Origin of the sequence: Luteimonas sp. MC1895, assembly GCF_016457215.1 — a bacterium.
Taxonomy (GTDB): domain Bacteria; phylum Pseudomonadota; class Gammaproteobacteria; order Xanthomonadales; family Xanthomonadaceae; genus Luteimonas.
Window position 1 is genome coordinate 1 of sequence record NZ_JAEMDY010000005.1, and the last position, 22,312, is coordinate 22,312.

Here is a 22,312-nt window from a genome sequence, read left to right on the forward strand (position 1 = left end):
CTGCCTGTTGTGGTTCTCCACCGCGGGCGGGTGCGCGTTCGGGCTCACCCGCCAACGCCCCCACCCGGCGCCCGCGCGGGCGCCTACTTGAGGGTGGTGAACTCGCCCCAGTCGGCCAGCTGGTCCGCGACCGAGCCGCCGTCACCGACGACGATGATGCTCTGGCGCTCCGGGGCGAAGTACTTGGCCGCCATGGCCTGCACCTGGGCGGCATCGACGGCGCGCACCCGGGGCACGAACTCGCCCAGGTATTCCGGCGGCAGGCCCACCAGCCAGTTGCCGGCCAGGGTCGCCGCCACCGCCGCCTGCATCTGGTTGCCGATCAGGTACCCGCCGGCGACGTAGCGCTTGGTGTCGTCGAGCTCGGTGGCCGGCACCGGCTCGCTGCCGATCCGCGCGTACTCCTTGAAGAACTCCGTCAGCGCCGCCCCGGTGACCTCGTTGCGGACGTCGGCGGCGCCGCTGACGTGGCCACCCTGCGCCGAGGTGCTGGCACCGGCGCGCGCGCCGTAGGTGTAGCCCTTCTCCTCGCGCAGGTTCTGCATCACCCGGCTGGAGAAGCTGCCCCCCAGCACGGTGCCGGCGAGCTGCAGCGGGATCGCGTCCGGATCGGTGGCCGCCACGGCCGGGCTGGCCAGGCGGAGCGTCGACTGCACGCTGCCGTCGCGCTGCAGCAGCAGGCGCTGCGGACGGGCGTCGCGCGGCGCGGCGGCGGTCGGCGCAACCTCGGCGCCCGACGCGGCCCAGTCGCCGAAGGCCTGCTCGGCCAGGGCGAAGGCGGTGTCGGCGTCGATACGGCCCGCGACGACCAGCAGGCTGCGGTCGGGATGGAAGCGGCGCTGGTGCTCGCTGCGCAGGACCGCGGGCGTCACTGCCGTGATCGAGGCCTCGGTCTGCTGGGTGCGGGCGTACGGGTGCTCGCCATAGACGGCCGACAGCAGCGCGCGGTTGGCGCGGAAGCCCGGCTGGGCCTCGGCCGCCTTCAGCGCCTGCAGCGCATTGGCCTGGGCCAGGCGCACCTCGCTTTCCGGGAAGGCCGGCGTGCGCGCCACCTCGGCCAGCAGCGACAGCATCGGCCCGGCGTTGGCGGCGAGCGCGTTGCCATACACCAGCGCGCCGTCGCTGTTGACCGACGCGCCGACGCCGCCGCCCTGGGCCTGGGCGAATTCCGCGATCTGGCGGGAATCGCGCTGGGCCGTGCCCTCGGCCAGCAGGCCGGCAAGCAGCGCGGCGAAGCCCGGCGCGTCGGCCGCATCGGCCGCGTAGCCGGCGTTGCGCACCGCCAGTACATAGTCCACGCGCGGGATGCCGTCGCGCGGCACCACCCAGACCTCCAGGCCGTTGGCCAGGGTCTTCCGGCCGATGTCGGGCACCGGCAGCGGCTTGTCGGCGGCGTAGGCCGGCAGGTCCTTGGGCAGCGCGGCGGCGGGGCCGGCGACGGCGGCGCCGCAGGCCAGCGCGGAGACGGCCAAGGCGAGCAGCGAATGCTGGAAGAAGCGGGTCATGGTCGTCTCCTCAGTCCTGGGTCGCGGCGGCGGCGGGTGCGGCCGTGTCGGCCGCCAGCATCGCCTCCGGCTTGCGGTCGATGACGGTGCGGTTGTCGCGCGTCAGGTAGGTGCGTGCGGCGCGCTGCACGTCGGCCGAGGTCACGGCGTCGATCCAGCCGGGGATGCGGTTGACCACCGTGGCGTCGTCCCACATCAGCTGCAGCTTGGCCAGCGCGTCGGCGCGGGAAAGGAAGGACTCCAGGCCGTTGTACCAGTCGGCCAGCATGCGGGTCTTGATCCGCGCGAGCGTCGCGTCGTCCACGCCCTCCTCGACCACCCGGGCGATCTCCTCGTCGATCGCCGCCAGGACCGCATCGGCGTCGGTGGTCGGCTTGTACAGCGCGAACACGGTGAACAGCGTGGGGCCGTCGTACTCCCATTCGCTGGTCAGGCCGTAGAGCGACTCGACGTTCAGCGCCAGCTCGCGGCCCTTCACCAGGCCCTGGTACAGGCGCGAGGCGTCGCCGTTGGCCAGCAGCGCGCCCAGCACCGCCATCGGCGCCTGGTCGGGGCTGCCGCGCTCGGGCATCTTCCAGGCGGCGGCGATCGCCGGCACCTGGGCCAGCTTGTCGCCCTGCTGGATGCGCTTCTCCTGCGTGTTGAGCCCCTCGCTGAAGTCCGGGGCCGGCGGCGTGGCGCGCGCCGGGATGTCGCCGAAGTACTTCTGGGCAAGCGCGAAGCCCTCCGTGGGCGAGATGTCGCCGGCAAGCGAGAGGATCGCGTTGTTGGGGCCGTAGTAGTCGCGGTGGAAGGCCTTGACGTCATCGAGCGACGCCGCCTCCAGGTCCTCGAAGCTGCCGTAGCCGTCGTGGTTGTTCTCCCACTTCTGGAAGGCCTGCATGCCGATGTCGATCCACATGAAGCCGCCGTAGGGCTGGTTCTGCACGTTGTTGCGGATCTCCTCCTTCACCACGTCCTGCTGGTTTTTCAGCGTGGCCTCGCTGAAATCCAGCATGCGCATGCGGTCGGCCTCGAGCCACAGGATCGGCTCGATCGCCGACGAGGGCGCGATCTCGATGTAGTTGGTGAAGTCGGCGCGGGTCGAGCCGTTGTTGCGCCCGCCGCCGCCGGTGATTACGCGGTCGAACACGCCTTCGGGCGCGTTCGCGGAACCCTCGAACATCAGGTGCTCGAACAGGTGCGCGAAGCCGGTGCGGTTGCGCGGCTCCAGGCGCATGCCGATGCCGTAGACCACGCTCACGCCGACCACCGGCGCGCTGCGGTCCTCGGACACGACCACGGTCAGGCCGTTGTCGAGCGTTTTCGTCGCGACCGGGATGTTCCAGCGGTCGCCGTCGGTCGTGGCCGCGAAGGCCGGTGCCGCGATCAGCAGCGTGGACAGCCACGCCGCTTGCCTGAGAAGTTTCATCGGTCCTCCATCTCCCTTGTGGACAGGGGGGACAGTAGCGCGGCCCGGGGCCGCGGTGGCAGGCCGGAAGTCATGCAGGCGGGGTCATCGTCGCCGGCAGCCTGCGCGATACTCGCGGTTTGACCACGAGACCGACCCGATGCCCCTCCGCGCCGCCGGCCACCGCGCTCCCCTGCTTCCCGCCCTCGTCGGACTCGCCGGACTTGCCGGGCTACCGGCGCTCGCCGCCGAGCCGCCGCTCCCCCAGCTCGAGGCCTATGCCGTCCACGAGAGCTGGCGCCAGCCGGTCGCGCCGGTGCGGATCGCCGACAACACCTGGCACATCGGCAGCGCGAACCTCTCGGCGATCCTGGTGAAGACCTCCGCCGGCGCCGTCCTGATCGACGGCGGCATGCCGCAGGCCGCGGACCTGCTGCTGCGGAACATGGCCGCGCTGGGCGTCGCACCGGGCGACCTGGAGCTGATCCTGCTGAGCCAGGCGCACGCCGACCACGCGGGTCCGCTGGCCGAGATCCGCCGGCGCACCGGCGCGCGGGTGGCGGCCAACGCCGAGTCCGCGGTGCTGCTGGCACGCGGCGGCAGCGACGACATCCACTTCGGCGACGCCATCGTCTATCCGCCGGTGCAGGTCGACCGCCTGCTGATGGATGGCGAGTCGGTCGAACTCGGGGAGATGCGCTTCACCGTGCACTTCATGCCCGGGCATACGCCCGGCAGCATGGCCTGGACCTGGACCGACCGCCGGGGCGACGAGCCGGTGCGCATCGCCTATGCCGACAGCCTGACCGCCCCCGGATACCGGCTGCTGGACAACCCGCGCTACCCGCGCATCGTCGAGGACTTCCGCCGCAGCTTCGACGTGGTGCGCGCCCTGCCCTGCGACGTGCTGGTGACACCGCACCCGGATTTCAGCGGATGGGATTTCGCGGACCCGACGGCCTCCCGCCACGTCGGCTGCGCCGCGTACGCCGACCGCTCCGAGGGCAACTTCGACCGGCAGCTGGAGGCCGAACGCGCGCGCAAACGCTGAGCGTGGGCCCGGCGGCGGGCGCGGGCGGCCTAGGCGACCGGCTCCCGCACGCGCTCGCCGGCAGCGCCCTCGTCGCCGTCATCGATGCCGACGTTGCTCGACGCCCGGTCATAGACCTCCCGATCGAGGATCCCGGTCTGCTTCGACACCAGCACCGGCACCAGCACCTGGCCGGTGACGTTGGTCATCGTGCGCATCATGTCGAGGATGCGGTCGATGGCCACCAGGTAGCCGATGCCTTCCAGCGGCAGGCCGGCCGCGCTCAGCACCAGGGTCACCATCACGATCGCGGTGCCGGGCACGCCGGCGGTGCCGAAGCTGCCCAGCACCGAGGCCAGCATGATGATGAAGTACTGCGGCAGGCTGAGGTCGATTCCGAAGTACTGGGCCACGAACACCGCGGTCAGCGCGGGATAGATCGCGCCGCAGCCGTCCATCTTGACGCTGGCGCCCAGCGGCACGGCGAAGGCCGCGTAGTCCTTGTCCACGCCCAGGTTGTGGGTCGCGCTGCGCAGGCTGGCCGGCAGCGCGGCGAAGCTCGACGAGGCCGCGAACGCCACCTGCATCGCCGGCGCGGCGCCGCGGAAGAACTTCAGCGGATTCAGCCCGTGCGCCAGCAGCAGGCTGCTGTACACCACGACGATGTGGAGTGCACAGGCCAGGTACAGCGCGCCGATGTAGTTGCCCAGCGGCAGCAGCTTCTCGAAGCCGTAGGTGCCGACCAGGGCCGCGATCAGGCCGAAGGTGCCGATCGGCGTGAACTCGAGCACGAAGCGCGTCACCTGGATCATCGCCTCGCTGCCTTCGGTCATCAGCGCGCGCAGGCGCCGGGTGCGCTCGCCCAGCTTGACCAGCGCGAAGCCCAGCAGCGCGGCGAAGAAGATCACCTGCAGGATCCGGCCCTCGGCCAGCGCGCGGAACGGATTGGTCGGCACCACGTCCACCAGCACCTGCACCGGGCCGGGCACCTCGCGCACCACGTAGTCCGGCGCGGCCACCAGTCCGCTGACCCCGGCGCCGGGCTTCATCACCAGGCCCACCGCCAGCCCGACGCCCACCGCCAGCACCGCGGTGATCGCGAACCAGGCGAAGGTGCGCCCACCCAGCGAGACCATCGACTTCTGCCCGTGCAGGCTCGAGATCGCGCTGGCCACGGCGAAGAACACCAATGGCGTTGCGATCATCCGGATCAGGTTGACGTAGACATCGCCCAGCGGCTTGAACCAGACGCCGGCCGCCGGCCCGAAGGCCCAGCCGGCGAGCGCGCCGAGCACGAAGCCGGCGGCCACGCGCTGCCAGAACGGGATCCTCAACCAGGCGGTGACGAGCTTCATCGGAGTCCACGACAGCGGCAATAGGGAACCTTAGCCCAAGGCCCGGTCAGCGGCGACAGCGGTCACGGAACACCGGGGTGTCATCGGCGGGACGCCATCCGCCGGTCATAATCCGGGGCCCGTGCCCGACCCCGCTGAATTCATGACCTCCACGCTGCGCCTGTTCCTGCCTGCCCTCTGCGCCGGCCTCGCCGCCGGCTGCGCCACGCCTTCCGCCCCGACGGCCGATGCCGCCCGCCGCGCCCCCGCCGTGCACGCCGCCGCCGCGATCGCGGTCGACGTGCCCGCCATCGCCCGTCCCGCCGGCGAGACCCCCGCCTGGTGGTACCGCAGCGGCGCCGCCCACGCGGCCGCCAACGGCGCGATGTCCGGGCGCGCGAAGAACGTGATCGTGTTCCTCGGCGACGGCATGAGCCTGACCACGGTGGCCGCCGCGCGCATCCTCGAGGGCCAGCGCGCCGGCAACCCTGGCGAGGAGCACCTGCTGTCCTGGGAGCACTTCCCGGCCACCGCGTTCTCCAAGACCTACAACACCGACGCCCAGACCCCCGATTCGGCCGGAACCATGACCGCGATCGCGTCCGGCGTGAAGACCCACATGGGCGCGATCGGCGTCGGCGCGGGCGGCGTCGACGACTGCGCGCAGTCGCTGGACCGGGCGCTGCAGAGCTGGCTCGACCTGGCCGGCGCCGCGGGCATGGGCACGGGCATCGTCACCACCGCGCGCCTGACCCATGCCACGCCGGCGGCGACCTATGCCCACGTCCCCAACCGCAACTGGGAAGCGGACGCGTCGATGCCGGCCGCCGCGCACCAGGCGGGCTGCCGCGACATCGCCAGCCAGTTCATCGACTTCGCGCGCGTGCACGGCGGCCCGCAGGTGGTGCTGGCCGGCGGTGCCGCCCAGTTCCTGCCCGATGAAGAGGTGATGCCGGGCGTGCGCGGCAAGCGCCGCGACGGTCGCAACCTCATCGCCGAGTGGCAGGCGCTCAATCCCGAAGGCCGCTTCGTACACACCACCGCGCAGTTCGAGGCCGCGCGCGGCGCTCCGGCCGTGCTCGGCCTGTTCGAGCTGGGCCACATGCAGTACGAGCACGACCGCGACCGCGCCCCGGAAGGCGAACCCGACCTGGAGGCCATGACCCGCTTCGCGATCGAGTCGCTGTCACGCAGCGACCAGGGCTATGTGCTGCTGGTGGAGAGCGGCCGCATCGACCACGCCAACCACGACGGCAATGCCTACCGCGCGCTGGACGAGACCACCGCGATGTCGCGCGCGGTGCAGGCCGCGGCCGAGCTGACCTCGGACGAGGACACGCTCATCGTGGTCACCGCCGACCATTCGCACGTGCTCAACTTCGTCGGCTACCCGCGCCGCGGCAACCCGATCCTGGGCAAGGTGCGCGGGGTGGGCGATGACGACGATTCGCGCGATGCGCTCGGCCTGCCCTACACCACCCTCAGCTACGCCAATGGCCCGGGCTACGTCGGCCGCAGCGCCTCGCAGCCGGAGGGCCCCAAGCGGTTCCCGCATGCCACGCGCGGGGTCGAACCCGCCGCCGGCCGCCCCGACCTGACGCGGGTCGACACCACCGGCCCCGACTACCTGCAGGAAGCGATGCTGCCGCTGGGCTCGGAGACCCACGGCGGCGAGGACGTCGGCATCTGGGCGCGCGGTCCCGGCAGCCATGCCTTCCGCGGCACGCTCGAGCAGAACGTGATCTACCACGTGATCGTGCAGGCCACGCCGCAACTGCGCGCGCAGCTGTGCATGGCCGGCACCTGCGATGCGTCCGGCGTGCCGGTCGAGCTGCCAAAGGTCCGCGCCGGCCGCTGAGACCGCGCCGGGGCCTCATGGACCCGGCGAACGCCTCAGAACGGCTTCGCAAGCACCAGCCAGACGATCACCAGCAGGATCAGCACCGGCAGCTCGTTGCGGATGCGCAGCGCCTTCGTCGACGGCAGTGCGCCACCGGCCGCCACGCCCTTGAGCTGGCGGCCGTCGACGATGTACAGCGCGTACATCACCGCCACCAGCAGCAGCTTCGCGTGCAGCCAGCCGGTGCCCGTGCCGACCATGGTCGGGAACTCCGGCAGCACCCGGTAGCCCAGCCACAGCACGAGTCCGGCAACCACCACCAGCCCGAACATCACGTGCCCGAAGCGGTACAGCCGGCGGCCCATCAGCAGCAGGCGCTCGCGCACCGCGCCCGGCGCGCCGTCCTCGACGATGTTGATCAGGATGCGCGGCAGGTAGAACGCCGCGGCCACCCAGGCCATCACCAGGACGATATGGGCGGACTTGATCCAGAAATAGCTCTGCATGGTGTTCGGGCACCCGGTATGGAATGGAATGCACACAGGATCGCACGGGCCGCGCGTCAGCCGGTATCGTGCCGCCCCATGGACAAGACCTATGACCAGGCCTATTTCGACCGCTGGTACCGCGACGGCGGCATCGGCGGCCGCCAGCGGCTGGCGCGCAAGGTCGCGCTGGCGGTGGCGACTGCCGAGTACCACCTGGAGCGTCCGCTGAAGAGCGTGCTCGACATCGGCTGCGGCGAGGGCGCGTGGCGCGCGCCACTGCTGAAGCTGCGACCCCGGGCGAGCTACATGGGCTTCGACAGCAGCGAGTACGCGATTGCCCGCCACGGCGCGCGCCGCAACCTGCACGCCGCGCGCTTCGCCGACTTCGCGCAGCTGCGCCCCTGCGCGCCGGCCGACCTGGTGGTCTGCAGCGACGTCCTGCACTACCTGCCGGCGCGGGAGATTGACCGCGGCCTGCCGGGACTGGCCGAACTCTGCGCCGGCGTCGCCTTCCTCGAGGCCTTTGCCCGCGAGGACGCCGCCGAGGGCGACGAGGACGGCTTCATCGCCCGCCCCGGCGCGTTCTACCGCCGCCGCTTCGAAGCCGCGGGGTTTCGCGCCCTGGGTTCGCACTGCTGGCTGTCGCCCGCGCTCGCGGCCGGGGCGACCGCGCTCGAGGTGTCCTGAACGGGGCCGGGCCGGGAGCCGGTCCGCACTCACTTTGCGGCCAGCGGCGCTGCGTTATGCTGCGCCGCACCAGGAACAGGGCCGACCGATGATCTACCAGCTCCACGAATTCAACCGCCAGCTGCTCGCGCCGTTCACCGAACTGGCGCAGGCGAACGCGAGGATCTTCGGCGCGGACGGGACCTGGCTGTCCTCGCTCCCCGGCGCCACCCGGCTGGCCGCCGGCAACGAGCTGCTGCACCGCATCGGCAAGGATTACGAGAAGCCGCCCTTCGCCATCCACCAGGTGGTCAAGGATGGCCATGACGTGCCGGTGGTGGAGAAAGTGGCGCTCGACAAGCCGTTCTGCCGCCTGCTGCGCTTCAAGCGCTACACCGACGACGCCGAGAACATCCTCGGCATGAAGGACCAGCCCACGGTGCTGGTGGTGGCGCCCCTGTCCGGCCACCACGCCACGCTGCTGCGCGACACGGTGCGCACCCTGCTGCCCGACCACAAGGTCTACATCACCGACTGGGTCGACGCGCGCATGGTGCCGAAGGAGGCCGGCGCGTTCACGCTCGACGACTACGTCGGCTACATCCAGGAATTCATCCGTCACATCGGCGCGTCGCGGCTGCACGTGGTGAGCGTCTGCCAGCCGACCGTGCCGGTGCTCGCGGCGATCTCGCTGATGGCGTCGCGCGGCGAGGACATGCCGCGCTCGATGGTGATGATGGGCGGCCCGATCGATACCCGCAGTTCGCCCACCGCGGTCAACAACCTGGCGGCCACCCGCCCGCTGTCGTGGTTCGAGCAGAACGTGATCCACGTGGTGCCGCAGAACTATCCCGGCCGCGGACGCCGGGTGTACCCGGGCTTCCTGCAGCACACCGGCTTCGTGGCCATGAACCCGGAGCGCCACTTCATGTCGCACTGGGACTTCTACCAGGACCTGGTCAAGGGCGACCTCGACGACGCGCAGTCGCATCGCCGCTTCTACGACGAGTACAACGCGGTGCTCGACATGCCCGCCGAGTACTACCTCGACACCATCCGCGTGGTGTTCCAGCAGCAGCTGCTGCCGCAGGGCGGCTGGGACGTGGCCGGCGAGCGCGTCGATCCCGCGGCCATCCGCGGCTGCGCGTTGATGACCATCGAGGGCGAACTCGACGACATCTCCGGCCTGGGCCAGACGCGCGCGGCGCACGCGCTGTGCACCGGCATCGCCGAGGCCGACCGCCGGCACCTGACGGTGGACGGCGCCGGCCACTACGGCATCTTCAGCGGCCGCCGCTGGCGCACCCAGGTGTATCCGAAGGTGCGCGACTTCATCGCCGGCCACGACACCCCGGCGGGTGCCGCCCGGCCGCTCAGGAATACTGGGCGGTCTTGACCAGCAGGTGCTTGGCCAGCAGCCCGTGGCCGCGTCCGATCGCGCGCGCCAGGTGCAGGGTGGCGAACAGCAGGACCACGCCGGCCAGCAGCATCACCACCAGCTCCCAGGCCTGAAGCCCGACGCCGTTGATCCCGATCAGGACGACGTCGCTGTGCTCGGCCCACTCCTCCGCCAGGCCGGTCCAGACCGCGAGCGGGGCCAGCACGAAGCTCACGCCCACCGCCAGCAGGCTCACCGCGAGGGTGAAATAGACCACGCCCAGCGGCAGCATCAGCAGCATGTAGAGCAGCGTGCTCCAGGTGCGCGGATCGGTGAACATGTCGACGATCCGCTGCCAGATGCTGCGCCCGCGCGCGGAGTACAGCGGCCGGCGCGGCATGCGCTCGCCCAGCATCACCTCGACGATCCGCCCCTCGACCAGCGACAGCACGCGCACCGAGCCGAAGAACAGGATCAGCAGCGGGATGCCGACGATCGTCACCGACAGCCCGGCCGCGATGGAGAAGCCGGCCACGACCCAGGTGAAGTAGAAGATGCCGGTGGCCAGCGCCAGCACCATGTAGAACAGCGAGGCATAGCTGCGCGGGTCGGCGACCACGCCGAAGAATCGGCCCGCCAGCGACTTGCGCGGCCGCGGCGCCGGCGAGCGCAGCGCGGTCTGCACCGTGGCCTCGGTGTCGCGGTAGATGTCGGCCACCTCGTCGGGCGCGCCGTAGCTCGACGCCACCGCTGCGATCACCTCGGCCTCCGACCTGTCGGGGTTTTCCGCCAGCTCCGAGCGCAGGTATTCCTCGGCGTCGTAGAGCGCGTCCTGGATCATCGCCGGGTCGGCCCCGGCCAGGGCACGCCGCAGCTGCTCGAGGTAATCGGGAATGGTGCGCGGCAGGCTGTTCATGGGGTCCCCTCCAGGACGGTGTCGACGGAGTCTCGGGTCGCGCGCCAGGCGGCGGCCCATTCGCGCAGGGCGGCGTGCCCCGCGGCGGTGATGGCGTAGTAGCGGCGTGGCGGGCCGGCGTCGGACGGCCCGACGTGGCTGGCCAGGAAGCCGGCGCCTTCCAGGTTGCGCAGGACCGGGTAGAGCGCGCTCTGCTTGCCGCTCAGCACGCCCTCGCCGAAGCGCTCCAGGGTCTTGGCGATCTGGTAGCCGTACATCGGCTCGCTCGCGCGCGACAGCACGGCGAGCAGGGCCAGCGCGACCACGCCCGAGCTCAGCTCGCGCTGGAACTTGCGCAGCGCGGCTTCGATGTCCGGCAGGGGCGTGGGCTCGACCATGGCCTGATGCTATTGCGAACTTCCATATAGCGAATGTGCCGATAGTCAGGACGGCCGGCGTCTGGGCAACAATCGGTCGAATCCTTCGGAGCCTGCCCGTGAACCCGACCCGCCTTGTCCGCCCCCTTCCGCTGCTGGCCGCCCTCGTCGTCGCCTGCGCGGCCAGCGCTGCGACTGCCGCCCCGCCCGAAGCCACCGACACCGCCGCGCCGCCCAGGACGACGCAGGAGCTGCTGGACGCCTCGCTGCCCACCGACTGGCGTCGCCCCGACCCCGGCAACACGCTCTACATGGATCTGGAAGGCGGCCGGGTGGTGATCGAACTCGCGCCCGACTTCGCACCGGCGCACGTGGCCAATATCCGCACGCTGGCGAAGCAGGGCTTCTGGGACGGACTGACGATCTACCGGGCGCAGGACAACTTCGTGGTCCAGTTCGGCGACCTCGTCGACGAAGGCGGCACGCCCAAGCCGACCGGCGCGGCGAAGACCGCCCTGCCGGCCGAGTTCGCGCGTCCCGCCGAAGGCCTGGCCTTCCACGCCCTGCCCGACCGCGACGGCTGGGCGCCCGAGACCGGTTTCGCCGCGGGCTTTCCGGCCGCGCGCGACCCCGCTGCCGGCCAGGCCTGGATGGCGCACTGCTACGGCACCCTGGGTGCGGGTCGCGACACCGCGCCCGACTCGAGCACGGGCGCCGAGCTCTACGTGGTGATCGGGCAGGCGCCGCGCCAGCTGGACCGCAACATCACCCAGGTGGGCCGCGTGCTGCAGGGCATGGAGCTGCTGAGCGTGCTGCTGCGCGGCACCGGGCCACTCGGCTTCCACGAGGACGCTGCGCTGCGCACGCCGATCCGCTCGGTGCGCCTGGCATCGGAGGTCCCCGCGGGCGAGCGCACCGCGCTCGAGGTGCTGCGCACCGACACGCCGCTGTTCGACGCGGTGGTCGAGTCGCGCCGCAACCGCCGCGACGGCTGGTACCTGCAGCCCGCCGGACACATCGACCTGTGCAACATCACCGTGCCGGTGCGCGCCGCGAAGTAAGGCCGGGGTCGTCACGCCGCCTTGGCCGACGGCTTCCTAGCCTGCGGCACAGCGTTTCCTTCCCCCCCGACCACACTTCCGAGGACCCCCCATGGCCCTGCTCCGCATCCGCCTTACCGGCAGCGACGACACCACGCGCGCTGTCATGAACCTGCTGCAGAGCCTGGAGGGCATCGAGCACGTCGAGGAGATCGACGACCTCATGCCGCAGCTCGACGATGCCGACTCGAGCTCGGCCGGACTCAGCGACGTGGGCGGCCCGCAGGGCCACACGATCGAGATCGACGCACCCAACCCGTCCACCGCGCGCCGGGTGCGCGAGGCGGTCGAGGCGCTGGCCTTCGACCTCGACGCGCTGGTCGAGTTCGAGGACGACGAACAGGAGTAGGCGCCGCCCGGCGGCACGTGATCGGCCCGGGCGCGGCAGACGCGGCGGCACTATGCTGCGCGCTGCCATCCCATCCGGAACCCGCATGTCCCGATCCCTGTTCGTCGCCTCCCTGCTCGCGCTGTCGCTGGCCGCCTGCCAGGGCCAGGCCACCACGCCGTCGACGGCTGCGGCCGGTGCCGCAGCCCCCTCGGAGACCGCCCAGGACCAGGCGTTCGCCGCGCTCGCGGCGCGCTTCCTCGACGAGGGCCTCGCCCTGTCCCCGGTCGCGGCCACGCAGATCGGCGACCACCGCTTCGATGCCGAACTCGACGACCTGAGCGCCGAGGGCCGGCGGACATCGGCGGACTGGACCCGCGGCATGCTCGCCGCGCTCGACGGCATCGACGCGGCCACGCTGTCGCGCGAGCACCAGGTCGACGCGCTGATCCTGCGCAACCAGCTGGAAAGCACGCTCTGGGACCTGGAGACCATGCAGTCCTGGGCCTGGGATCCGCAGGCCTACAGCGGACTGGCCGGCGGCGCGATCTACGGCCTGATGGCACGCGAATTCGCGCCGATGCCCGAGCGGCTGAAGTCGGCGGCCGCGCGCATGGAGAAGATCCCGGCCCTGCTCGCGCAGGCGCGCGCCAACCTTGACCCGGCGCGCGTGCCGAAGACGCATGCCGAGACCGTGGCGCGGCAGAACCGCGGCATCTTCACCCTGATCGAGACCTTCATCACCCCCAACGCCGACCAGCTGCAGGGCGAAGACCGCGCGCGCCTGGACGCGGCCATCGCCGCGCTGCGCCCGGCGGTGGAGGAGCACCAGGCCTGGCTGGACGGCACCCTGGTGCCGAATGCCAGGGGCGAGTTCCGCATCGGCGCCGAGCGCTACGACCGGAAGCTGCGCCTGTCGCTCAATTCATCGCTCAGCCGCCAGGAGATCCGCCGCCGCGCCGAAGCCGAGCTGGCGCGCGTGCGCGACGAGATGTACGCGGTGGCCAAGGTCGTGCTCGCGGACCGCGAGGGCGCGCCCGCCACGCCCGACCGGCCGGACGAGGCGCAGGGCCAGGCCGCGATCGAGGCGGCGATGGAGCTGGCCAACGAGGACCGCCCGGGTCGTGACGAGGTGGTGGAGTTCGCCCGGCACACGCTGGAGGTGGCGACGGACTTCGTGCGCAGCCACGACATCGTGACCGTGCCCGACGACCCGGTGAAGATCATCCTGATGCCGGAGTTCCAGCGCGGTTTCTCGGTCGCCTACTGCGACTCGCCGGGCCCGCTCGACAAGGGCCTGGACACCTATTACGCGATCTCGCCGATCCCGGACGACTGGAGCGAGGACCAGGTCACGTCGTTCCTGCGCGAATACAACAAGCGGATGATCCACGTGCTGAGCATCCACGAGGCGATGCCGGGGCACTACCTGGAAGGCGCGCACTCGGCCAGCCATCCGTCGACGCTGCGCGCCGCGCTGCGCTCGGGTCCCTTCGCCGAAGGCTGGGCGGTGTACACCGAGCGCGTGGTGGCCGACGCCGGCTACCTCGACAACGACCCGCTGTTCCGGCTGATGCAGCTGAAGTTCTACGCGCGCTCGGTCGGCAACGCGATCCTCGACCAGGGCATCCATGTCGACGGCTGGAGCAAGGAGCAGGCGATGGACCTCATGGTCCGCCAGACCTTCCAGCAGCAGAGCGAGGCCGAGGGCAAATGGATCCGCGCCCAGCTGTCGTCGACGCAGCTGGCGACCTACTTCGTCGGCGCGCAGGAGCACTTCGACATGCGCCGCGCGGCCGAGGAAAAGGCCGGCGACGCGTTCGACATGAAGCAGTACCACGACGCCGTGCTGGCCACCGGCGCCCCGCCGGTGCGCTTCGCCCGCCAGCTGCTGCTGGACGAACCGATCCAGTGAGCCGCCGCGGCCACCCTCACGGGGTGGCCGTCTTCCACTGTAGGAGCGGCTACAGCCGCGATCGTCATGCCACGCCCGTTCCTCCGTGCGCGAACCGGACGGCGATCGCGGCTGTAGCCGCTCCTACAGGAGAGCGGCGGCGGTGGGCGCCGGCGGCATCCGCGGCGGCGGTGGGCGCGGCGGCGTCCGCGGCCGCGATCAGCGCTTGGGCGCCAGCCGCAGGTCGTGGAAGTCGAAGCTGAAATCGGTCAGCGGGGAGACCGCTTCCATCCGCGCGCCCAGCACCTTGCCGTCCTGGTCGAGGCTGAAGTTGACGAAGGCGTCGGCATTCAGCGTGCGGTCGTCCCAGCGCACGATGAAGCTGTCGTGCTGCCAGTGCTCCAGTGATCCGACCAGCTGCGGCGTGCGGCTGAAGCGCATCCGCAGGCCCTTGCCCGCCGGCTCGACCACCACGTCGCCGTACCAGGGGTCGGCATAGGTCGCCGCGTAGCCGCGCAGCGGCAGCGACGGCTTCGAGCCGGCGTCACGCGCCGCGACGTGCTTCGCCCAGTCCTCCGCCGCCCGGTCGCCGCCCTTGCCGACGGCGGCGGCGTAGGCCGCGACCCAATCCGTGGCCGGCGCGTCCATGTAGGCGTCGAGCACGTGCATGGTCACGGCATTGAAGGCCGCACCCGCTTCCTGGTTGGTCAGCACGACCACGCCCAGGTCGAGCTCGGGCACGAGCGTCAGCCGCGAGACCATGCCCGGCCAGCCGCCGGTGTGCCAGACCAGCCGGCGCCCCCGGTAGTCGCTCAGGCTCCAGGCCTCGCCGTAGCCGGCGAAATTGGGCTTCGTGGCCGCGAGCTCCGGCACCGCCGGCTCGCGGATCGGGATCGGCGTCACCAGGGTCCACATCGCCTCGTGGCGCTTCGCGCTGAACAGGCGCTTCGCATCGTCGCCCTCGCCCTCCAGCACGCCGCCATCGAGCTGCACGCGCATCCACTTCGCCATGTCGGCGACGCTGGAATAGATGCCGCCGGCCGCGGTGTTGTTCGACCAGGACATCGCCGGCACCGGCTCCGGATCGCCGGTGAAGCCAGGTCGCGCATGGCCCATGGCGACGTTGGTGTCGGTTGGCCGCAGGGCGTTGCTGTCGATGCGCGTGGAGGCCATGCCCACCGGCTCGAACAGGCGGGTGCGCACGAACTCCGCGTAGGGCTCGCCCGAGACCTCCTCGATCACCAGTTGGGCCACGGCGTACAGCACGTTGTCGTAGGCGTAGCGGTCACGGAAGCCGCCTTCGATCGGCACCTGCGCCAGCCGCTCGACCACCTCGCGCGTGTCGTAGTCGCTGGGCGGCCAGAACAGCAGGTCGCCGGCGCCGAGGCCCAGGCCGCTGCGGTGCACCAGCAGGTCGCGGATGCGCATTTCGCGCGTGACGTAGGCGTCGGCCATGCGGGCCCACGGCAGGTGGTCGATCACGCGGTCGTCCATGTCCAGCCTGCCCTCGTCGGCCAGGATCGACAGCGAGGCGGAGGTGAAGGCCTTGGTGATCGAGGCGATGGAGAACAGGGTGTCGCCATCGACCTTGCCGGGCTTGCCGACCTCGCGCTCGCCCCAGCCGCCGGCGAACACCAGCTCGCCGTCCTTGACCACGGCCACGGCGATGCCCGGCACCTTGAACGTGTCACGCACCGATTCGACCTGCGCGTCCAGACCCGCCAGCTCGGGCGGACGCGGCTCCTGCGCCTCCGCGCGCGGCGCGAGGGACAGCAGCAGCAGTGAAACGGCGGCCACGAGCGGCTTCGACATGGTGGATCCCCGGATGGACTGGCCGCCAGTATCGAGTGCGGGCGCCTGCCCCGCCAAGCGTGCGCGGGCGTGCGGCTTGCCCTAACCTGCAGCGCAGCCCGTTGCAGCAGGAGCCGCGCCATGGCACGACCACCCGATACCGGCGTGCCTCCGGTCGACGGCATCCGCACCGGCGTCGGCGGCTGGGTCTACGCGCCGTGGCGCGACAACTTCTATCCCAAGGGGCTCGTGCAGCGACGCGAGCTGGAGTACGCCAGCCGCCACCTGTCGGCGATCGAGATCAACGGCACCTTCTACCGCGCGCAGAAGCCGGACACGTACGCGAAGTGGCGCGACGAGACCCCGCCCGGCTTCGTGTTTTCGGCCAAGGCACCGATGCGCATCACGCAGTCGCGCGCGCTGGACAGGACCGGGACCCAGGTGGCGGATTTCATCGGCGGCATCGCCGGGCTCGGCGACCGGCTGGGTCCGCTGGTCTGGCAGTTCGATCGCGGCCCCCGCCTGGACCGCGACCGCTTCGCCGCCTTCCTCGAGCTGCTCCCGCGCGAGGTTGCCGGGCGCCCGCTGCGCCACGTCCTCGACGTGCGCGATCCCGACTTCGTCGACGCGGACTACGTCGCGCTGGCGCGCCGGCATGGCATGGCCACCGTCTTCACCGACTCCGACGAGCACCCCTCCTTCGCCGACGTCACCGCCGGGTTCGTCTATGCGCGGCTGATGCGCGCGCGCACCGGCCTTGCGGCCGGGTACACCGGTCCCGAGTTGACGCGCTGGGCGGCCCGCGCGCGCGCATGGGCAAGCGGCGGCGAGCCCGACGACCTGCCGCGGATCGCGCCCCCGGCCGACACCGACGGCGCGCCGCGCGAGGTGTTCGTGTTCTTCATCTCCGCGGCCAAGGAGCGCAACCCCGCCGCGGCGATGGCCCTGCACGCCCGGCTCGCCCGAAGCGCGGGCGGCTGAGCGGCCCGCTCGCCGGCGACGCCGGCGCATCCGCGATAATCGCCGGCCCTGACCGCGACGTCCGCCATGACCCCCGCCACCCGCGCCCAGCTGCAGATCCACCTGTGCGTGCTGCTGTGGGGCTTCACCGCCATCCTCGGCAAGCTGATCACGCTGCCGGCGCTGCCGCTGGTGTGGTGGCGGATGCTGCTGGTGGCCGCCGCGCTCGCCCTGGTGCCCCGCGTGTGGCGTGGCGTGCGCGCGCTGCCGCGGCGGCTGCTGCTGTCGTATGCGGGCATCGGCGTGCTGGTGGCGCTGCACTGGCTGACCTTCTACGGCGCGGTGAAGCTGGCCAACGCCTCGGTGGCGGCGACCTGCATGGCGCTGGCCACGGTCTTCGTGGCGATGGTGGAGCCGAAGCTCGCCGGCCGGCGCTTTTCGCGCGCGGAGCTGGCCTTGGGCATCTCGGTGCTGCCGGGCGTGGCGCTGGTGGTCGGCGGCATCCCCGACGGCATGCGCATCGGGGTGGCGGTTGGCGCGCTGTCGGCGCTGTTCGTGGCCCTGTTCGGCTCGCTCAACAAGCGCCTGGTCGAGCACGCGGACCCCCTCGTGGTCACGGCTGTCGAACTCGGCGCCGGCGCCATCGCGCTGACCCTGCTCGCGCCGCTGATGCCGCTGCTGTTCCCGGCCTTCGCCGGCCCGCTGTTCGTGCTGCCGGGGGCGGCCGACGCCGGCTACCTGGTGCTGCTCGCCTTCGCCTGCACCCTGTTCCCGTTCGCGCTGTCGCTGGCGGCGCTGCGCCACATGAGCGCGTTCTCGGCCCAGCTGGCGGTGAACCTCGAGCCGGTCTACGCCATCGTGCTGGCGATCGTGCTGCTCTCGGAGCAGCAGGAGCTGAGCCTGCCGTTCTACCTGGGCGTGGTGATCATCCTCGCGGCGGTGCTGGTGCATCCGCTGCTGGCGCGTCCGCGCCGGATCACCCATCCGGAGGTGCTGGCCGTGGGTGAATCGCGCGACGTGACAGACTGACGGCCATGTACCTGGAGCACTACGGCCTCGCCGAGCCACCGTTCTCGATCACGCCGGATCCGCGCTTCGTCTACCTCGGCGAGCGCCACCGCGACGCCCTGGCGCACCTGCTGTTCGGGATCACCCAGGGCGGCGGCGGCGGCTTCGTCCAGCTCACCGGCGAGGTCGGCACCGGCAAGACCACGCTCAGCCGCCTGCTGCTCGGCCAGCTGCCGGACAACGTGCGCGTGGCGCTGGTGCTCAATCCGCGCCAGGACCCGGTACAGCTGCTGGAAACCGTGTGCGAGGAGCTGCGCATCGACCTCGACGGCCGCCGCGGCAATGGCAAGGCCCTGGTCGACGCGCTCAACGCGCACCTGCTCGATGCCTATGCGCGCGGCCTGCGCGTGGTGCTGGTGGTCGACGAGGCCCAGGCACTGCCGGTGGAAACGCTGGAACAGGTGCGGCTGCTGACCAACCTCGAGACCGATACCCAGAAGCTGCTGCAGATCATCCTGATCGGCCAGCCGGAGCTGCGAGACATGCTGGCCGAGCCGGGCCTGCGCCAGCTGGCGCAGCGCATCACCGCGCGCTTCCACCTCACCCCGCTCGACGCCGCCGGCACCGCGGCCTACCTGCGCCACCGCTTCCGCGTGGCCGGCGGGCTGCACTTTCCCTTCGACGATGCGGCCGTGCAGCGCATCCACCTGCGCAGCGGCGGCATCCCGCGGCTGGTGAACGTGCTCGCCGAACGCGCCCTGCTCGCCGGCTACGCGCGCGACCGCGCCACAATCGACGCCGCGCTCGTGGATGAAGCCGCGCGCGAGGCGCTGCCGCCCGCGGGCGGCACGGATGGCGGCCGCGGACGGCGCTGGCTTGGCGCGGCCGGCGTGGCCGGCGTCGGCGCCGCGGTGGTGATCGTCCTTGCCGCGCTGTGGCCGATGCGCGACCGGCACGATCCGGCAGCGGCGCGGATGCCGCAGGCGGGCACGCAAACGGACACGCAGGTAGGTACGCAGGTGAGCACGCAGGTGAGCACGCAGGCTGGCGCAGAGTCCGGCACTCAGGCTGGCGCGCAGGCGGACGCGAGGTCGGCAGGGATCGCGCATTCCGGGGAGGGACCGCGCGCCATTCCCGGACTCGCGGCCGCAGGTGCGCCCGACCGCGCGCCCTTGGGCACGCGCAACGCGGACGCAATCCGCATCGATGCCGATGCGCTCGACGCGCGGATCGCCGCCGCCTCCAACGCGGCGGCGCGCGAAGCGGCGTGGCAATCGATGCTCCAGGCCTGGTCGCTGCCGCACACCTCTACTGACGCACGCGCCGCCAGCGCCTGCGCGGCGGTGCCTGCGCCCGGCACCTATTGCACCCGCGGCACCGCGCACCTCGACCGGCTGGCCGCGCTCGGCCGCCCGGTGCTGCTGCAGCTCGAATCGGGAGGCGACAGCGCCTGGGCGCTACTGCAGGGCACCGACGGCGCGCACGCGCGGCTGCTGCTTGGCGACGGGCGGGTCGAGGTCGAACGCGCGGCGCTGCAGCGCGCCTGGCCGGGCCGCTACGCGGCGGTGTGGCGCTCCGCGGCGCCCCTCGCGCCCCTGCCCGCGCGCGGGGCTTCGGGCGAAGCCGTCGACTGGCTGCGCGCGCGCCTGGTGGACGAAGGCGTGGCGGCCGAAGCGCCGCCCGGTCGGCCCTTCGACGAATCCCTCGCCGACTCGGTGCGCCGCTTCCAGCGCGCGCGCGGACTTGCCATCGACGGCGTGGTCGGCTCCGAAACCCTGTTCGCGCTGGCCGCCGCCGATCCCGGCCCGCGCCTCGAGCGCACCCTGGACTGAGGCCGCGCATGTCCCTGATCCTCGAAGCCCTGCGCAAGTCCGAAGCCGAGCGCCGCCGCGGCGACGCGCCGGACCTGCGCGTCGAGCTGCCGCCGCCGGCGCCAGCGAAGCGCCGCATCCCTCCGAAGGTGTGGTTCGCCTGCGCCGCGGTCCTGGCGGCGCTGGCCGTGGTCGTGCTTTGGCCAGGCAGCGACGTGCGCGATGCCGGGGCGGCGCAGGATGCGGACCCTGCCGCTGCGTCCGTGGCGACGGCACCCGCATCCGAGGGCTGGCTGCCGTCCGCTCCGGAGGACGCCACGGCGCCCAGGAGCGTTGCAGCGACCGCCCCCCGTTCCATTGCGTCGGACCGTTCGGTTCCGTCCGACGCCGGCTTCCCCCGCGTCGAGCGCATCCAGGCCCCCGACGCGGCGCCAGCCCTGGAACCTGCGCCCGACCTTCCGCTCGCGCCACCTCCGATGGCCGTCCGTGCCGCGGAGGAGGCGGCCGCCGCGCGAAACGGCACTGGCGCCGAAACCGCCACCGCAACCCGCGAGACCACCGCAACCCGCGACACCACCGCAACCCTCGACCCGCGCCGTCCGTCCACGCCGGCCGCCGACGGCACCGACGACGCCCTCCGCATCACCGGACTCTCCTCCGGCCAGCGCGAGCGGCTGCCGGCGCTGAAGCTCAGCCTGCACATGTGGAACGACGACCCGGCGCGGCGCTTCGCGGTGATCGACGGCCAGCGCCGGATCGAGGGCGACCGGCTGGGCGACGCCACCATCACCGCGATCGACCGCGACGGCGTCCTGCTCGACCTCGATGGCCAGGCGGTGCGCGTGCCCCTGCCCTGACCCGCGCTGTGTGACAAACCGCGCGCCGGCGCGAACCACGGTCCTGTCACGCACACTCAGGGATCGGCCACCGGGATGGACGCCATCGCCAGTCAGCACCAGCGCGAAGATGCCGACGGGTTCGCCGCGCTGCTGCAGCGCCACCGCGGCATCGTCCACAAGGTCGCCGGCACCTATGCCCGCGGCCTCGACGACCGCGAGGACCTCGCCCAGGAGATCGCCACCGAGCTGTGGCACGCCTGGCCGCGCTACGACCCCGCGCGCAGCTTCTCCACCTGGATGTACCGGGTGGCGCTGAACGTCGGCATCTCCCACCTGCGCGGCGACGGACGCCATCGCCGGCACACGGTTCCGTTCGACGCCGTCCTGCACGACGCCGCCGATACCACCGGCGACGACCACGAGCGCGACCAGCACCTGCGCCTGCTGCACGGCTTCATCGCCACGCTCGATCCGCTCAACCGCGCGCTCCTCCTGCTCTACCTCGAGGATCGCGGCGCGCGCGAAATCGGCGAGGTGCTCGGCATGTCCGAAAGCAACGTCACCACCCGCGTGAGCCGCCTGAAGCAACGCATCCGCGACCACGTCGCACCACCCACCACCGCGTGAGGACATGCCCATGGAACTCGACGAACTCCGCGCCGCCTGGCAGACCCTGGGCCGGCAGCTCGAACGCCACGATGACCTGCAGCTGCGCATCCATCGCAACGACCGCGTGCAGGCCGCCCGGCGCGGATTGCGCCCGCTGGTCTGGGGGCAGGCGCTGCAGGTCGCGTTCGGCCTGGCGCTGCTGCTGCTTGGCCTGGCCTGCTGGACGCGCAATCCCCACGTACCGGCCCTGCTCGCGGCCGGCGTGCTGCTGCATGCCTTCGGCCTGCTGAACATCGTGCTGGCCGCGATCACCATCGGGCTGGCCACCCGCATCGACTACGGCGCGCCGGTGCTCGACATCCAGCGGCGCATGGCGCGCCTGCTGCGCCTCTACGGCATCAACGCCAAGGCCTGCGGCCTGCCGTGGTGGATCATGTGGGTGCTGGTGGTGGTGGCCGTGGCGGGGCTGCAGGGCCTACCCGCAGGCGCGGGCACGCCAGGCTGGATCACCCTGTCGCTGGGCATCGGCATCGCCGGCCTGGTCGCGACCGGGCTGTACGCCTGGCTGCGCAGGCCGGCGCCGGTCGATCCCGCCACCCCGCGCTGCGACGGCGGCGACGGCATCCGCCGCAGCCAGCGCATCCTCGCCGAGCTTGCCGAATTCGAACGCGGCTGAGGCTCAGAACAGCGCGGCGAGCACCATCACGATGCCCACCAGCGACACGCCCCAGACCAGGCTGCGCACATAGGGAATGCCGGCGGCATAGAGCGGGATGTAGGCGACCCGGGCCCAGAAGTACAGCTGGGCGCCGAGCGCGGCCTGGTCGCCGGTGCGGCCGGCCGCGACCACGGCGAGGACGGCGGCGGCGAACATCGGGAAGGTCTCGAGGAAGTTCTGCCAGGCGCGGTTGACGCGCCCGGCCACCGGGCCCAGGGGCTTGGCCTCCCCGTCGCGTGCGCTGGCGTTCCAGGCCAGGCCGCGCTCGGAGGTCTTCATCGCCGCGTCCAGCATCAGGTGGACCAGGCCGAGCACGATCGCCCAGGCGAGCATCTGCAGTTCCGTAGCCAT

The 22,312-nt window shown here is 72.0% G+C and carries 21 protein-coding genes; 13 read left to right on the forward strand and 8 right to left on the reverse strand.

The genetic code is table 11. The features are described from left to right. Nucleotides 1–83 precede the first annotated feature (83 nt). Together JG616_RS11860 and JG616_RS11865 are read right to left on the reverse strand one after the other, a co-directional pair. Nucleotides 84–1,505, reverse strand: coding sequence for a pitrilysin family protein (locus tag JG616_RS11860; protein WP_199392706.1), 1,422 nt, complete (start codon nucleotides 1,503–1,505; stop codon nucleotides 84–86). Between the two features lie 10 nt (nucleotides 1,506–1,515). Further along, the gene (locus JG616_RS11865; protein WP_199360786.1) at nucleotides 1,516–2,916 is read right to left on the reverse strand and encodes a pitrilysin family protein; all 1,401 of its coding nucleotides are present in this window, start codon (nucleotides 2,914–2,916) and stop codon (nucleotides 1,516–1,518) included. A gap of 139 nt (nucleotides 2,917–3,055) precedes the next feature. Between JG616_RS11865 and bla the strand changes: the two genes are divergently transcribed. After that, complete coding sequence (gene bla, locus JG616_RS11870; protein WP_199360784.1) at nucleotides 3,056–3,946, forward strand: subclass B3 metallo-beta-lactamase; 891 nt, start codon at nucleotides 3,056–3,058, stop codon at nucleotides 3,944–3,946. 29 nt (nucleotides 3,947–3,975) lie between these two features. Here the strand turns inward: bla and JG616_RS11875 are convergent, their stop codons facing one another. Then, on the reverse strand, nucleotides 3,976–5,280 hold the full coding sequence (locus tag JG616_RS11875) for a dicarboxylate/amino acid:cation symporter (protein ID WP_199392707.1): 1,305 nt from the start codon (nucleotides 5,278–5,280) through the stop codon (nucleotides 3,976–3,978). 121 nt (nucleotides 5,281–5,401) lie between these two features. Between JG616_RS11875 and JG616_RS11880 the strand changes: the two genes are divergently transcribed. Then, complete coding sequence (locus tag JG616_RS11880) at nucleotides 5,402–7,117, forward strand: alkaline phosphatase (protein WP_343225019.1); 1,716 nt, start codon at nucleotides 5,402–5,404, stop codon at nucleotides 7,115–7,117. Nucleotides 7,118–7,152: 35 nt separating this feature from the next. Here the strand turns inward: JG616_RS11880 and JG616_RS11885 are convergent, their stop codons facing one another. After that, nucleotides 7,153–7,605 (reverse strand): CopD family protein, encoded by a 453-nt coding sequence (locus tag JG616_RS11885; protein ID WP_199392708.1) that lies wholly within the window; start codon nucleotides 7,603–7,605, stop codon nucleotides 7,153–7,155. Nucleotides 7,606–7,683: 78 nt separating this feature from the next. Between JG616_RS11885 and JG616_RS11890 the strand changes: the two genes are divergently transcribed. Continuing rightward, nucleotides 7,684–8,274, forward strand: coding sequence for a class I SAM-dependent methyltransferase (locus JG616_RS11890; protein WP_199392709.1), 591 nt, complete (start codon nucleotides 7,684–7,686; stop codon nucleotides 8,272–8,274). Between the two features lie 88 nt (nucleotides 8,275–8,362). After that, complete coding sequence (gene phaZ / locus JG616_RS11895; RefSeq protein ID WP_199392710.1) at nucleotides 8,363–9,649, forward strand: polyhydroxyalkanoate depolymerase; 1,287 nt, start codon at nucleotides 8,363–8,365, stop codon at nucleotides 9,647–9,649. Here phaZ and JG616_RS11900 read toward each other — a convergent pair. Beyond that, nucleotides 9,627–10,547: a sensor domain-containing protein gene (locus tag JG616_RS11900; protein WP_199392711.1), complete on the reverse strand. Its 921-nt coding sequence runs from the start codon at nucleotides 10,545–10,547 to the stop codon at nucleotides 9,627–9,629. The two genes, phaZ and JG616_RS11900, sit on opposite strands and share 23 nt — an antisense overlap. Further along, nucleotides 10,544–10,924, reverse strand: a complete 381-nt coding sequence (locus JG616_RS11905; protein WP_199392712.1) for a PadR family transcriptional regulator — start codon at nucleotides 10,922–10,924, stop codon at nucleotides 10,544–10,546. The genes JG616_RS11900 and JG616_RS11905 overlap by 4 nt, the downstream gene beginning before the upstream one ends. 230 nt (nucleotides 10,925–11,154) lie before the next feature. On the opposite strand from JG616_RS11905, the gene JG616_RS11910 reads away from it, so the two are divergent. The 3 genes from JG616_RS11910 (at nucleotide 11,155) to JG616_RS11920 (ending at nucleotide 14,246) form a co-directional block, all read left to right on the forward strand. Beyond that, complete coding sequence (locus JG616_RS11910; RefSeq protein WP_235973129.1) at nucleotides 11,155–11,964, forward strand: peptidylprolyl isomerase; 810 nt, start codon at nucleotides 11,155–11,157, stop codon at nucleotides 11,962–11,964. A 91-nt stretch (nucleotides 11,965–12,055) separates the two neighbouring features. Continuing rightward, the gene (locus JG616_RS11915) at nucleotides 12,056–12,352 is read left to right on the forward strand and encodes a hypothetical protein (protein ID WP_199360771.1); all 297 of its coding nucleotides are present in this window, start codon (nucleotides 12,056–12,058) and stop codon (nucleotides 12,350–12,352) included. 85 nt (nucleotides 12,353–12,437) lie between these two features. After that, entirely contained in the window at nucleotides 12,438–14,246 is a 1,809-nt protein-coding gene (locus JG616_RS11920; protein WP_199392713.1) for a DUF885 domain-containing protein, read from the forward strand. A gap of 198 nt (nucleotides 14,247–14,444) precedes the next feature. Here the strand turns inward: JG616_RS11920 and JG616_RS11925 are convergent, their stop codons facing one another. Next, nucleotides 14,445–16,037: a serine hydrolase gene (locus tag JG616_RS11925; RefSeq protein WP_199392714.1), complete on the reverse strand. Its 1,593-nt coding sequence runs from the start codon at nucleotides 16,035–16,037 to the stop codon at nucleotides 14,445–14,447. Between the two features lie 120 nt (nucleotides 16,038–16,157). On the opposite strand from JG616_RS11925, the gene JG616_RS11930 reads away from it, so the two are divergent. The 6 genes from JG616_RS11930 to JG616_RS11955 all read left to right on the forward strand — a co-directional run bounded on the left by JG616_RS11930 (nucleotide 16,158) and on the right by JG616_RS11955 (nucleotide 21,919). Then, nucleotides 16,158–16,997, forward strand: a complete 840-nt coding sequence (locus JG616_RS11930) for a DUF72 domain-containing protein (protein ID WP_199392715.1) — start codon at nucleotides 16,158–16,160, stop codon at nucleotides 16,995–16,997. A 66-nt stretch (nucleotides 16,998–17,063) separates the two neighbouring features. Beyond that, complete coding sequence (locus tag JG616_RS11935; protein ID WP_199392716.1) at nucleotides 17,064–18,005, forward strand: DMT family transporter; 942 nt, start codon at nucleotides 17,064–17,066, stop codon at nucleotides 18,003–18,005. A gap of 5 nt (nucleotides 18,006–18,010) precedes the next feature. Next, nucleotides 18,011–19,816, forward strand: coding sequence for an ExeA family protein (locus JG616_RS11940; RefSeq protein WP_199392717.1), 1,806 nt, complete (start codon nucleotides 18,011–18,013; stop codon nucleotides 19,814–19,816). 8 nt (nucleotides 19,817–19,824) lie between these two features. Then, the gene (locus JG616_RS11945) at nucleotides 19,825–20,652 is read left to right on the forward strand and encodes a general secretion pathway protein GspB (protein ID WP_199392718.1); all 828 of its coding nucleotides are present in this window, start codon (nucleotides 19,825–19,827) and stop codon (nucleotides 20,650–20,652) included. Nucleotides 20,653–20,727: 75 nt separating this feature from the next. Further along, nucleotides 20,728–21,261, forward strand: coding sequence for a sigma-70 family RNA polymerase sigma factor (locus JG616_RS11950; RefSeq protein ID WP_199392719.1), 534 nt, complete (start codon nucleotides 20,728–20,730; stop codon nucleotides 21,259–21,261). A gap of 10 nt (nucleotides 21,262–21,271) precedes the next feature. Then, on the forward strand, nucleotides 21,272–21,919 hold the full coding sequence (locus JG616_RS11955; RefSeq protein WP_199392720.1) for a serine/threonine protein kinase: 648 nt from the start codon (nucleotides 21,272–21,274) through the stop codon (nucleotides 21,917–21,919). Nucleotides 21,920–21,922: 3 nt separating this feature from the next. On the opposite strand, the gene JG616_RS11960 is transcribed toward JG616_RS11955, so the two are convergent. Next, nucleotides 21,923–22,312: an MAPEG family protein gene (locus tag JG616_RS11960; RefSeq protein ID WP_199392721.1), complete on the reverse strand. Its 390-nt coding sequence runs from the start codon at nucleotides 22,310–22,312 to the stop codon at nucleotides 21,923–21,925.